General features: G+C 45.4%; 16 protein-coding genes. All 16 read left to right on the top strand.

All coding sequences use genetic code 11. The features are described 5' to 3' along the window. On the top strand, nt 1-745 hold a 745-nt coding region (locus WMO25_RS08325; RefSeq protein WP_349084939.1), incomplete at its 5' end, for a hypothetical protein. A gap of 10 nt (nt 746-755) precedes the next feature. Next, nucleotides 756-2,435: a hypothetical protein gene (locus WMO25_RS08320; RefSeq protein WP_349084937.1), complete on the top strand. Its 1,680-nt coding sequence runs from the start codon at nt 756-758 to the stop codon at nt 2,433-2,435. A gap of 380 nt (nt 2,436-2,815) precedes the next feature. Beyond that, entirely contained in the window at nt 2,816-4,072 is a 1,257-nt protein-coding gene (locus WMO25_RS08315; protein ID WP_349084935.1) for an RNA-dependent RNA polymerase family protein, read from the top strand. Further along, complete coding sequence (locus WMO25_RS08310) at nt 4,032-4,730, top strand: DUF4376 domain-containing protein (RefSeq protein WP_349084933.1); 699 nt, start codon at nt 4,032-4,034, stop codon at nt 4,728-4,730. Before WMO25_RS08315 ends, WMO25_RS08310 begins: the two co-directional genes overlap by 41 nt. Next, nucleotides 4,730-5,164, top strand: coding sequence for a putative ABC transporter permease (locus tag WMO25_RS08305; RefSeq protein WP_349084931.1), 435 nt, complete (start codon nt 4,730-4,732; stop codon nt 5,162-5,164). The genes WMO25_RS08310 and WMO25_RS08305 overlap by 1 nt, the downstream gene beginning before the upstream one ends. Beyond that, nucleotides 5,161-5,385: a hypothetical protein gene (locus WMO25_RS08300; protein ID WP_349084930.1), complete on the top strand. Its 225-nt coding sequence runs from the start codon at nt 5,161-5,163 to the stop codon at nt 5,383-5,385. Before WMO25_RS08305 ends, WMO25_RS08300 begins: the two co-directional genes overlap by 4 nt. A 43-nt stretch (nt 5,386-5,428) precedes the next feature. Then, complete coding sequence (locus WMO25_RS08295; protein WP_349084929.1) at nt 5,429-5,779, top strand: serine/threonine protein kinase; 351 nt, start codon at nt 5,429-5,431, stop codon at nt 5,777-5,779. A 129-nt stretch (nt 5,780-5,908) separates the two neighbouring features. Then, a complete protein-coding gene (locus tag WMO25_RS08290) occupies nt 5,909-6,259 on the top strand; it encodes a hypothetical protein (protein WP_117636128.1) in 351 nt (116 codons plus the stop codon). 24 nt (nt 6,260-6,283) lie between these two features. Continuing rightward, nucleotides 6,284-6,604: a hypothetical protein gene (locus WMO25_RS08285; RefSeq protein WP_349084927.1), complete on the top strand. Its 321-nt coding sequence runs from the start codon at nt 6,284-6,286 to the stop codon at nt 6,602-6,604. Between the two features lie 43 nt (nt 6,605-6,647). After that, complete coding sequence (locus WMO25_RS08280; protein ID WP_349084926.1) at nt 6,648-8,234, top strand: phage tail tip lysozyme; 1,587 nt, start codon at nt 6,648-6,650, stop codon at nt 8,232-8,234. Nucleotides 8,235-9,142: 908 nt separating this feature from the next. Continuing rightward, nucleotides 9,143-9,352 (top strand): hypothetical protein, encoded by a 210-nt coding sequence (locus tag WMO25_RS08275; RefSeq protein WP_349084924.1) that lies wholly within the window; start codon nt 9,143-9,145, stop codon nt 9,350-9,352. A 10-nt stretch (nt 9,353-9,362) separates the two neighbouring features. Continuing rightward, entirely contained in the window at nt 9,363-9,878 is a 516-nt protein-coding gene (locus WMO25_RS08270) for a hypothetical protein (RefSeq protein ID WP_349084922.1), read from the top strand. 18 nt (nt 9,879-9,896) lie between these two features. Next, nucleotides 9,897-10,409 (top strand): hypothetical protein, encoded by a 513-nt coding sequence (locus tag WMO25_RS08265; RefSeq protein WP_349084921.1) that lies wholly within the window; start codon nt 9,897-9,899, stop codon nt 10,407-10,409. A 215-nt stretch (nt 10,410-10,624) separates the two neighbouring features. Next, the gene (locus tag WMO25_RS08260; protein ID WP_349084920.1) at nt 10,625-11,413 is read left to right on the top strand and encodes a hypothetical protein; all 789 of its coding nucleotides are present in this window, start codon (nt 10,625-10,627) and stop codon (nt 11,411-11,413) included. Nucleotides 11,414-11,415: 2 nt separating this feature from the next. Next, entirely contained in the window at nt 11,416-11,706 is a 291-nt protein-coding gene (locus WMO25_RS08255) for a hypothetical protein (protein WP_117636122.1), read from the top strand. Next, nucleotides 11,700-11,966 (top strand): LexA family protein (locus WMO25_RS08250; protein WP_349084918.1); only part of this gene is annotated, 267 nt, incomplete at its 3' end. The genes WMO25_RS08255 and WMO25_RS08250, both read left to right, overlap by 7 nt.

The raw sequence follows: 11,966 nt of genomic DNA, 5'->3' as shown, positions 1-11,966 counted from the left end.
TTACAACAACATCAAGACCGAAGTTGCAAAATCAGCTGCTACCATGAAACAGCAGGTGGAGGCGATCGACACGAAGTCTGCAGAAGTTCAGAAAGCATTGCAGGATCTGACAACTGCTATCTCGAACGGGAAAACCCAGCAGACAGCTCTTGAGACCGCCACAAAGAACGGGAAAACCCAGCAGACAAACCTTGAAAACGTCACGAAATCGGCAAAAACCCAGCAGACTGCAACCGAGAAAGCTACAGAGGCCAGCAAAACACAGCAGACAGCTTTACAGAAAGTCGTTGATTCTGCAAAACAGATTGACTCAGCGATCCAGCAGTCTGTAACGGCAGCGAACCAGGCGACGCAGGATGCAAAGCAGGCGGCTGAACTGGCATCTACAGCAGCCGGGAATGCGGATGGTGCGACTTCTGCGGCAACCCAGGCGGCTAAGAACGCCAAACTGGCTACTGATAATGCGAATAAAGCAGAACAGTCTAGGTCACAGGCTGAAACTGCCAGAGTCCAGGCTGAGCAGGCGAGATCCCAGGCTGAATCAGACAGAGCATCTGCGGAGCAGATAAGAACCGCCAGTGAAAATGTCCGGATTCAGAACGAGAAGGACAGGCAGGCGAATACTGCGGATGCCATTGCTAAGGCGAAAGAGGCTACAGAGATACTTATTAACCAGGTCAACACGATTGCGTTCCAGATTAACCCGGATGACAAGGGACTTGACGCAATCATTTTAAGTGCATAGGAGGCAGAAAATGAGTGAGACAATCAATATCCCCAGAGACACGACCATGCAGTTACTGGTCAAAGTTCACAGAGATCAGATTGCTGGAGAAATGGATCTGAAATATAAAGAGAAAGTTGCGGCAGCTACTTCCAAAGCGGAGGTAGATGCCCTTTTTACTGAATGGTGGAAGATTCAATATAATCCGGAGCTTTTCACGAAAGCGGAGATGCTGGAGAGATGGTTCGGAAATGTTCTGGTTGATTCCAGAGTTCACGGCGTAACGACACCAAGATATGATAAGAGTACGTCCATGATCGGAACCTTAACGGATGATTCCACAGGACTGACATGTACACCTTCCACAGAATCTACAGCCGGTAATGATCCGTTTGCACACCTTCCACAGTTTTGGTGTCTGGAGGTTGCGGCAGAGAAAAAAGCAGATGGTTCCCATGAGATTTTCTATGTAGAACACATTGACGATACAGCAAAGGTCAGAGGTGGAGAACATCTGTGTTGGATGATCCAGAAGAACACCTACAAGCGTGAATGGCAGGACAAGGATTACAAATATCTGAAAACCAGATGTACACCGGCTCCAGGCTACAAACGTTGGAAAGAAGGCACAGACCGAACCGGAAAAGTGCATGAGTACATGGCACATCCGAAATATTACGCTGGTCTGGACGCAGACGGAGCAATCACTTGCGGAACTGGACTGGCACCGGTCAACCGTACCTCACATTCAACCGGAGTAACCAGATGGAGAGCCAGAGGAACACAGTATTCCGGAGCATCTGGATCACTTCTGAAGTTCCTGGATGCTATGATGCGTCTGAAATATGGACGTAAAGGAAATTCCGGAAAGATTGAAGGATGCTCAAGCTACAGTTTCCAGTACACGGTAGCCGTGGCTGAGACCGGAGTGGAGCGAGTAATTCTGACCACAGCACAGGCGGCAAACCTGTTCGTGGGTTCTGCGGTCATGCTGGGAACCAATGCATCGACCGATAGAAACGCTGCCAGTGCATACTCCATTTTTGATGCGAAGTTAATCACAGCGATTGAGACTGTGAACATTGACGGCACAGACTATTCCGCAGTGTACGTGGACAACGGTGGAAAGACTTTTGACACGGTAGTCGGTACGACAATGCTGTCTACTGCTCCGTACTATTCCGGATGGAATGACAATGTGCTTGGTAGAGATGGTAGCCGATACAGTCCGACTTCCGGAAAAGAACCTGGAATGATCCAGGGTGTAGAATTTATGAATGGTTCCTATCTGATTGTCTCCGATGAATTATGGCAGTGGAGCCAGGATGCGAATGAGAATTATTGTTTTGATTGCTACAAATGTTACGATCAGTCAAAAGTAGGCTCTGCAATCAATGAGAACTACGAAAAAGTAAATGTTCCAACATTGGTATTTCCGAAAGATACGGCTGCCTGGACATGGAAGTATATTACTGATAATGCAATCAATGATGATGTTCTATGGCCGGAGGCAACCAACGCAAGCGGAAGCGGCGTTGGAGTGGGAGCTGGCTTCTTTTGCGATCCTGCGGCGTCTGGTGTTCGTGCGGCTTGGTGCTTTGGTAACTTGGACCACGGTGGTAATGCTGGCGTTCCTTGCCGTAGCTCGAACAATGGGGTGTCTAGCGCTTACTGGTACGGCTCTCTCGGAGCACCTGGTCTTGAGGGTTAAAAACGGGGTGAATGCGAAGCAGAGGGGCAGTAAGCCCCTTTATTGTCTTATTTGCAAATAAAATAATTTTAGGGTTATACGGTGTCTGGGAGCTGGCTTCAATTGCGAACCTGCGGCGTCTGGTGTTCGTGCGGCTTGGTGCTTTGGTAACTTGAACAACGGTGGTAATGCTGGCGTTCCTTGCCGTAACTCGAACAATGGGGTGTCTAACGCTAACTGGAACGGCTCTCTCGGAGCAACTGGTACAATTTTGAAAAGAGTATTAAAAAATCATTGCATCGTATAATCCTCGCTTATGTGCGAAAATAACTTGAAACCAACGAGGCTAGTACCTACGGGGAAAGCCACGGAAGTAACCAGATGAATATTAAGGAGGTTTGATGAAAACCTATTGCAAACCGGCAGATGTGGATGTTGAATCTTGGAAATTCAATGAACCTGCCGTTATAGAATGTTTCCGGAATAAGCGTGGCAGAAACGATTTCCAACGTCTGCTATGCAAGACCGGAAAGATCACAAAGCGTCAGATTGCAGAAGACCGGCTGAACCAGGATTTTAAGCGAACCCTGGAGGCTGAGAGCGAAGTTGCGAAGATGCTGACACAGCGTATCGTTGACCGTGATCTGCAATTAAAGCCAATTCGCCAATTTCAAAGGGTGGATGGGCTGACGCAGAAACTAAGAGACATCTGCCAGGAATCTCCGGAACAGCAGGTGTTTGAGTATATCGCTGTCTTTGCTTTGAAACCTCTTTTCCGGGCAAAGATTCTGCCGGTCCAGTATGGGAGCATCCCGAAGAAAGGCGGAGTTGCTGGAAAGAGGAAGATTGAAAGACTTTTGAGAAAGAAATTCCACGGCAAGGTTGTAGCAATCAAAGGAGATGTAACAAAAGCCTATCCATCGGTAACGGTGGGTATCGTAATGGAGATGTTGCGAAGAGATATAGGCAAGAATAAAGTGCTGCTATGGTTCCTGGGTGCTCTTATGAGCAATTATCCTGGGAACCATTTGTGTATTGGTGGATATCTTCCGGCATGGCTATTTAACTACGTGATGTCATATGTTCTGAGATACATCTACGAGCAGGCACAAATACGCAGAGGAAAGCGGAACAGGCTTGTCTATGCGGTTGTATGTTATGCAGATGATTTTACAATCTATGGCGATATCTCGAAGCTGAGAAAAGCCATGAAGAAAGCAACAGTCTGGGCACACGATAAGTTTGGACTGAAAATCAAGGATATCTGGCGGTTCTATCAAGTGGCATCGTTCGATGAAGAGAAGGAGAACCACGAAGAGAGAAAGAAAGGCAGTAAGAAAAGAACTCCAGGAGTTGACATGATGGGTTATGTAGTCCGGAGAAAATACACGATCATCCGTGGCAGAGTATTCCGGAGAATCCGGAGGCAAGTGCTTAGAGCCTGGGGAGATTTCAAGACGAAAGGATTTGTCCCATGGTGGAGAGCCTGCCGGATAGCAGCATACAAAGGATGGGTAAAACATAGCAACAGCTTGAAATTCAGAAAAAAGTATTGTTTTGATGAATTATTCAAAAAGTGTTCATACAGTGCAAGTAAGCACGGAAAGGAAGTAGAAAATGAGAAGAGAATCTTACTTATCACAGCCCTCAGCAGTTGAGGTCTATCCGGTATTTTCCGGAACAGATGTTATCATGCGTAAAAACATTGTGCTGGTGGATAAAGAGGACATCCAGGATGGGAAAAAGAATAAGTACAAGGTGTGGGAGTGCGAGGAGGTCCAGTTCCATTACCAGGGCAAAGTAACCCAGGAAGAGATCGAATCTGATTTTGATTACTGGTACGCAAAAGCGGAGGAGGTTCCGGATCCTTCCAGTGTAGAAGATCTGAGCCTGGAGGATGCAAGAAAAGCGAAATACCAGGAAATCGCATCAGCATGTGAGCAGACGATTTACGCTGGAGTAGATGTGAGCACATCTTCCGGAGTGGAACATTTCAGCTTGACAGAAAAAGATCAGCTGAATCTTTTCGGAAAGAAAATGCAGTTGTTAGCTGGAGAGGAAAAGCTGGAATACCATGAGGACGGACATCCTTGCAAGTATTTCTCGGCTGAGGACATGCAGAACATCGTCAATAAAGCAATGTTCTATGTATCATACTACACAACATATTGCAATGCTCTGAATATGTGGATCAAGTCGGTAACGAAACCTGGAGATCTGGATCAGATTCAGTGGGGAGCAAAAGTTCCGGAAGAGTTTCAGAATGAAGTTCTGAAAGATTACATGAAAGCCATTGCATCCGGAGGTATTGCATAGTGAAAAAAATCATAAAGTACCTGACACTCTTCCTGATCGGAGGAGTTTTTTATTATTCCCTGGAAGTGATCTTCCGGGGATATTCGTTTCCGGCAATGGCAGTGTGCGGAGGCTTATGCTTCATCATTTGCGGAGCGATTAACGAGAGATCACGATGTATGCCGTTGGTTCTCCAGCAGTTGATAGCTGCATCCGGGATCACAGTGATTGAATTTATTTCTGGGTTGATCCTGAATGTATGGTTGGGGCTGAATATGTGGGATTACAGTAACATGCCCGGAAATATACTTGGTCAGATATGTCCGCAATTTACGCTGCTGTGGTTCTTTTTATCAGCATTCGGGATCTTCCTGGATGATCTGATCCGGTGGCTTTTATTTGGCGAAGAGAAACCCCACTATCATCTTTTCAGGAAAAGGAAGGGCGATAAATGACAAAGTTACAGATTATCTCCAAATTATGGTCGGCAATCTATGATCTAATCTTCCTGATAAAGGGGACACCAACTAAAAGTTTGGAGGAGATCGAAGCAGATCTTGACATTATCGAGCACGCATGCCGGAGGTACGCAGATTGCGATGATGATGAGATATCAATTAGCAGCGAAGGAGGTGTTGCATATGCAGATACGAGCGCAGCCCGGAAAACGAATTAGCTCGAAAGTTCCGAAGTAACAGGAGAAAGGAGACACAGATCCAATGGACTTATTGATAGCTGCCGGTGTCCCGTCTGCGATAGTGGCTTTTTGCTTTTGGATGCTTGAAAGACGCATCCAGGCAAGAGCAGAAGCTGAGAAAAAGGAAAGGCTAAACCGACAGAGAGAGCAGGACGCCAAAGAAGAAAACAGGGAAATGCTCCAGTACATGACAGTAAAAGCCCTGGATGGAGCCCTTGCATTGTCAGAAGCTACAGCAAGAGCTATGCAGAGAATCCCGGACGCTAAGTGTAACGGGGACATGCACAAAGCTCTGGATTATGAGCAGGAAGCAAAGCATGATCTGGAAAATTTCCTGACACGTCAGGGAGTGAACCATATAACCGGAAACTAAAAGCACTAATCGGCTCAAATCCGCATGATAGTAGCTTATGCAAGGAAATTACCATGCAACCAATTAACAAAGCCCCATGAGGCTGTACGGAAGCCTGAGAGGGCATGAAAAGAAATGGAGGAAACAAGAATGGAATTAGTAAATGTATTATCTCAGATCCCACTGCCAGTAATTGCAGTGGCTCTTCTAATCTTAGCAATCATCACGATTGTTTTAGCTTACCAGTATGCAAAGATGCAGGGACTTGACGGAATCCGTCAGGATGTATATCAGCTGATCTTGAAAGCGGAGCACATCTACAATGAATCTGGTCAGGGCAAACAGAAATTAAAGTATGTTGTAAGTCAGGCAAGAGGATTGCTACCTAAGTGGCTCCAGATATTCGTTACCGAGGAAGCAATGATGAAGGTTATTGATAAATGGTTTGAGGGGGTAAAAGATCTTCTGGATGACGGAAGAGTAAATGGCTCCCAGAAATAACTCTCAGAGAAGGGAGGGAGTGCTATGTGGAATATAATCCTATTCGTGTACCTTTTAGGGATCTTATTAAGTCAGCCAGTATACATTTGGGCGATCGGGACGCTATGCAGAATGGAGGACGAGGACGAAGAGCTTTATTGCCAGGATAACGGTTTGTATTACGAACCGAGGAAACCGAACTACCCATTGGTAATGGTGCTCATGGTTTTGGCAGGGATCTTCTGGCCACTTGTAATTTTATTTGCAATATTTTTGCCACTCACATTTATCCTGATGGATAAAATGGGGCAGTTGCATCCGGAGGAGGACGAAAAGTTGGATCCGGAAGAGGACACGTACTTATAACTGGGTGGGGAGAAATCCCCACTCTTTTACGTTGGAGGAAGTTATGGCAATTATACGAAACACCTATACAGACGCATTATTTAATGGTTTGATGGCTGCTGGATGCACAATATACGGAGCATGCGGAGCAATGGGGAATATTTACGCAGAATCCGGGGCAAATCCCCGTAATCTGGAGAACCTCTGCGAGAAGAGGCTGAATTACAAATACACCGATGACACGTACACAACGGCAGTAGACAGCGGAGAGATCACAAGAGATCTTTTCTTGCATCCGTTGGGAGATTCCAGACAATACGGTTATGGTTTTTGCCAGTGGACGTCCGCCGGAAGAAAAGCAGGACTGTACGATCTGGTTAAATCAAAAGGCGTGTCGATCGGAGATCCGGACACTCAGGTTGAGTTCATGCTGAAAGAATTACAGCAGAGCTACAAGAGTGTTCTGCAGGTATTAAAAACGGCAACCTCAGTCCAGGAGGCGTCAGATATCTTCCTGGTAAAATTCGAGGTTCCGGCAAATACCGGATCAGAAGTCAAAAAGACAAGAGCTTCCTACGGGGAGCAGTACCTGAAAATCTATAAAGACATCGAAAAGGAGGAAACAAACATGAGTTTAATTTCAAACAGCGGACATGATGAAAACGGAAAGTATTCAGGAGGAAAAGCTGGAGATCAGACCGGGACAGAATGGGCTTTGATTCCATGGTATAACAGACCTTGGAAGTGTGTTTTGAGACATCCGGATGCAAAAGTTAGAGCAAAGCTGGCAGAGCTTGGGATCAAAGCTGCTAAAAATGATTTGGTCGGTTACGATCAGGGACAGAGAGGCACATACTGGGAACACCTGAAAGCAAGTAATTACGATCCTTCACAGATCACAATCGCTTGCGAGGGGGATTGTTCCGCCGGAGTGATCGCTAATATTAAAGCGGCTGGTTATCTCCTGGGGATTGATGCACTGAAAAACATTAACGCAACATATACTGGCAATCTGAGATCCGGAGCAGAAGAAGCCGGCTTTCAGGTATTAACAGAATCGAAGTATCTTACCGGTCCTGATTATCTTTTAGCCGGAGACATTCTTTTGAACGACAGCCATCACACGGCAACAAATGTCCAGGATGGTTCTAAGTCTGGAGGAGCCGGAACATCTGGCTCAGGATCAACAAACAGCGGAGCCGGAACAATTTCCGGAGGAAACAGTAAGACAGCGAACATCAAGAACGGCCAGCAATGGTTGAATAGCAATTACGGCAATAAGCTGATCCAGTTCTGCGGAGCTAAACTGGAGGTGGATGGATTCTACGGTCCAGCTTCCAGATGGGGAGCCCTTGCGATCTGGAAAGATCTTATGAACCGCAAGTATGGAACAAAGCTCACTCCGACAAACAAGAATTTCTATGGTTCATGCAAGGAAGTAGCCGGAAAAGCCGGAGTTCATAGTGGAACGGTCGGCACATTCACATTCATAGCTCAGTTCATTTTATCCGCAAAAGGATATTACACCGGAGCCATGGACGCCAGCTGCGGAAGCAAGCTGGTAGAGGCGATCACAGCATTCCAGAAAGCGAATGGTCTGGAGGCTGACGGATGGTGCGGAGCCAATACCTGGTACGCACTTTTCAACTAAGAGTAATTTTTTAACTAGCAAACCAAGTCTGTAACGCATAAGTAACAGCAAACCTTTTGGTCGAGGAAATAATATGTCACACACGCCCTGGGTATCTCCGGATGCCTGGGGCATTTTTTATTGTCTGAAAATCTCGTAAAATTCTGAAAAAGGCTATACAGCAAACGGTCTTTTTGTCAATGTGGTTTTTCCACAAATCAGCAAAGCTCCAGTTGTGCAAAATTTTGATTTCGCACGAAAATAAATTTTAGGATCTGATTATTGCCCGTGAAGAAAAAGGCGATCCGAGGCATTTTAGGCACCTCCAGGCGAGTGAGTTTGTTCCTGGAAAAGGTCAAAATCCGGATCAGAAGCCCGGCATGGTTGAAATGCACAAAAACAGGTTCAGAAAACGTACATTATCCACAACGCACTGTGGAAAGTGTGGAAAAGTACCATAGTGCGTTATGTGACGTTCACTGTAGCATATACAGTGACTATCACAGTGATGTCACAGTGACATTTCACAAGTGACAAAAAGCATCAGATCCGGATCCTCGGCAAGAGCATTTTCCTGATCCCGGTAAAAAGGTATTCTCAACAAGTGTTAGGTGTTTCTTCCTTATATAATGCAAACAGTCCGTGATAATCACAGTGATTGCTACAGTGATTATCACAGTGACTATTACGGTATACGCTACAGTGATTTTTTATCACATATATATTATTTATTATATATAAATATTATATTTTCTCTTTTCTTTGCTTCTTTCTTTTCTCTTTCGTGACGCTACAGTGAGCATCACAAAATCCACCCGGAAAAATATTTTTAATTATTTGCAGAACACGCCTTGACACAACGCACTACAGTGAGTTATACTTCAAGCATCAAGAAAAACAAACACACGAACGGAAAAGAGGAAAACGAAATGAAAAAATATAAAATCTATTTCAGAATAAACGAGTACCTGATGATTAACGACTACGAGGAAATCAAGGGCGATCTTGATTCAAGAGTAATCGCTGGCAAGGATGAAGATGATGCTATTTCAAAATTGAGAAAATCGCTTGAAAGATACATGAAGGGCACAGAAACAAGGACATATGATCTGGAGATCGGATCAGTCGAAGAAAGATAGGAGGAACACCATGAGATATAAAAACGAGGACGATAACAGATACAGAGTAAATTTTATGATTGCTACAGAAAAGCTCATGGACAAGCTCACAGTCAGAGAATTTATTTCATACCTGGAAGAAAAAGCGGAATTTGAAGATACCACACACGAATACATTGACGGAAAAGTGGTTGAATGTAAAGCATATGACCTGAAAGAAGAAAACAGCAATCTTCGCAAAGAATTTCTTGTAACAAGCGATGGCAGAGTGTTTTACTGGAGAACTTTGATGGATAAAATCGAGCTGATAGACGAAGAGGAAAGCGAACCGGCACCGGAGCAGAGAGCAAGAAACCTGATCGGATCCCTGGCAACATCACAGCTTCTGGATCAATGGGAAATGACAACCACCATGACAGATCCAAACACATCCACGCTGAGAGGATGGTTCATGGACGAGCTGGAGAAAAGATTTCCGGATCAGTTCGACAAATGGTTAGACAGTGATTGCAGAGACGAAGATCTCAGAAAATTCATTTACGCATAATTGGGAGGTAGAGACATTATGGCAGCAACAATTATTCAGTTTCCACAGACACACAGCAACATCTTTTTGAACCTGACACAGCTTATCAATCTGGCATCTAACAACCAGGTAGTAGAGGAGTATGCAGAGATCATGGCAGTTTGCCATGAGGAGGGCAATTTCAAACCTGGAGAGATTGAAACGCTCCAGGAGCAGATCAGGACAAGACGCCTGGAAAATGCAAGACCGGAAGAAAAGCCAGCAGTGATTCCGGAGAAACCGGGGCTGTACTGCTACACTCCAGAAATGGGAGAACAGAAGCCAAAGTGTCAGATCGAAGCAGAGCGGAGCTATTACGGCAGACATTACCACATCAACACTCCGCTGGAGTTGAAAGGCAGAGGGATCAAAAAAGATGGTGTGAAAGAGGCAAAGAACCTCAGATCAAATTATCATTACATGGACGGATGGTTTGAATACACCGTAACTGAAAGAGCTTTTGAAAAGCTCCAGGAACAGTACACGATCAGCCAGGAATTACTTCTGGATTGATTAAATAGTGCCGACCGGAGGCGGCAGACCTCCGGAGATGGAGAGAGCATGGGAAACATGAAACCGATGTTGCTGACAAATAACCAGCGGAAAATGCACGGGTTACCGCTATGGAGAAAGAAAAACCGCAAAAAGAGACTTTATACACGTTGCGAGGCAGACGAGACAATCACGGCATTTATTGATTATTGCAATCAAGAGTAGGAGGTACGGAGATGGGAGGAGAAAAAAGAATACTTTCTTTTGGAATCACGGGAGAGTTTATTACTCAGATCGCTAGGGAGTGGTTTTACTCTGGGGAAAAGAGTATTGAGAAAATCATGGAAATCCTGGTGGACAGTATGACCGGAACAGACACACCGAAAGCTCAGATCCGGAGGTATGCAGAAGATATCCTGATGGGAAGAGCAGCACTGAAAGGCAATACTGCTGACGGAACGTACCACCTGGAAACATATGAGCCAGGAGAAGAGGAAGAACTACCAAGTGGTATGAATGTCTGGAAGATACCTCAGTCGAAAAAAGCCTTGAAAAGTGATCTGGATAGAATGACAGAAAGGTTCAATGTGGCGATGGAACATCTTTCGGAAGGCGAACAAAGAGCAGTAAGAAAAGAGCTAGGAGAGGAAACGAACGAAGATAGAGAGCAGGCGAGACTTGACAGCTTCATAACCCGTATGATGGATGAAAAAGAGCATACAACCGGAGATTTCGGGTGGTTGGAGCCGAATGGAACTTTCCATGAAGTTGAGTGGGGAGAGCACCAAGACTGGGCGAATAAATACGTGGAAGAGAATTACCCGGATCAGAGCGAAGATATATTTGACGCTGGAGGCTGGCTTACAGATCGGGGCTGGGTACTGCTTCACAATCCATCGCAGGGGATCGCATTTGCGACCGGAAGCCTGGTTAGAGACATGACAAAAGCACAGAAAGAGTTCTTGTATGATTATTACACGGAGCGAGATTGCAAGAAAGAAGCTAATGAAGTTTGGAAGGAGTAAAAATGTGGAGCATACCGAATGAGGATGAATACTGGGAGCGGAGACGTGAAGAGTATGAGAGAGTTCCAAAGGACTGGAAACCGGAACCAGAGCGGCAGATCCTGAGCCTGGATGACGAGCTAGATGATCTGGAAAAAGAATATGGTTGCAAGCTGGAAGATCTGAACGAGCCGGACATCGAGGAAATAGTATTCCGGATCCGTGGCGAATATCCGATGTCGGCAGAATATGATCCAGCATTTATAGCAATATTTTACAAAGTGGATCCGGATTGGAGGTACAACATATGGTAGAGAAAAAGATAGTAAAAAGACGTCACAAAGATATTTTGAATTTCTGCAAGCGATACATGAGCGAGAAGGGATTTCCACCGAGCGTCCGTGAGATCGGGGACGGGATCGGATTGAAGTCTACCAGCTCAACGTGTCATTACATGCAGGAAATGCGAGAAATGGGGCTGATTATTTCTGGCCCGGAGTTTTCTCCGAGAGCATTTACACTTCCGGGTGCGAAGTATGTATTCGAGGACGACCAGGAGGGAGGCTCTGAGGCA

This window comes from Coprococcus intestinihominis (assembly GCF_040096555.1).
In the GTDB taxonomy this organism is placed as follows: domain Bacteria; phylum Bacillota; class Clostridia; order Lachnospirales; family Lachnospiraceae; genus Coprococcus_A; species Coprococcus_A intestinihominis.
This window is presented reverse-complemented; position numbering and strand designations above follow the sequence as displayed.

Excerpts from the sequence above, each read along its gene's own strand:
- WMO25_RS08275 (WP_349084924.1), top strand. The coding sequence starts at position 9,143 with ATGAAAAAATATAAAATCTATTTCAGAATAAACGAGTACCTGATGATT.
- WMO25_RS08285 (WP_349084927.1), top strand. The coding sequence starts at position 6,284 with ATGTGGAATATAATCCTATTCGTGTACCTTTTAGGGATCTTATTAAGT.
- WMO25_RS08315 (WP_349084935.1), top strand. The coding sequence starts at position 2,816 with ATGAAAACCTATTGCAAACCGGCAGATGTGGATGTTGAATCTTGGAAA.
- WMO25_RS08265 (WP_349084921.1), top strand. The coding sequence starts at position 9,897 with ATGGCAGCAACAATTATTCAGTTTCCACAGACACACAGCAACATCTTT.
- WMO25_RS08260 (WP_349084920.1), top strand. The coding sequence starts at position 10,625 with ATGGGAGGAGAAAAAAGAATACTTTCTTTTGGAATCACGGGAGAGTTT.
- WMO25_RS08300 (WP_349084930.1), top strand. The coding sequence starts at position 5,161 with ATGACAAAGTTACAGATTATCTCCAAATTATGGTCGGCAATCTATGAT.
- WMO25_RS08290 (WP_117636128.1), top strand. The coding sequence starts at position 5,909 with ATGGAATTAGTAAATGTATTATCTCAGATCCCACTGCCAGTAATTGCA.
- WMO25_RS08280 (WP_349084926.1), top strand. The coding sequence starts at position 6,648 with ATGGCAATTATACGAAACACCTATACAGACGCATTATTTAATGGTTTG.
- WMO25_RS08320 (WP_349084937.1), top strand. The coding sequence starts at position 756 with ATGAGTGAGACAATCAATATCCCCAGAGACACGACCATGCAGTTACTG.
- WMO25_RS08255 (WP_117636122.1), top strand. The coding sequence starts at position 11,416 with ATGTGGAGCATACCGAATGAGGATGAATACTGGGAGCGGAGACGTGAA.
- WMO25_RS08295 (WP_349084929.1), top strand. The coding sequence starts at position 5,429 with ATGGACTTATTGATAGCTGCCGGTGTCCCGTCTGCGATAGTGGCTTTT.
- WMO25_RS08310 (WP_349084933.1), top strand. The coding sequence starts at position 4,032 with ATGAGAAGAGAATCTTACTTATCACAGCCCTCAGCAGTTGAGGTCTAT.
- WMO25_RS08270 (WP_349084922.1), top strand. The coding sequence starts at position 9,363 with ATGAGATATAAAAACGAGGACGATAACAGATACAGAGTAAATTTTATG.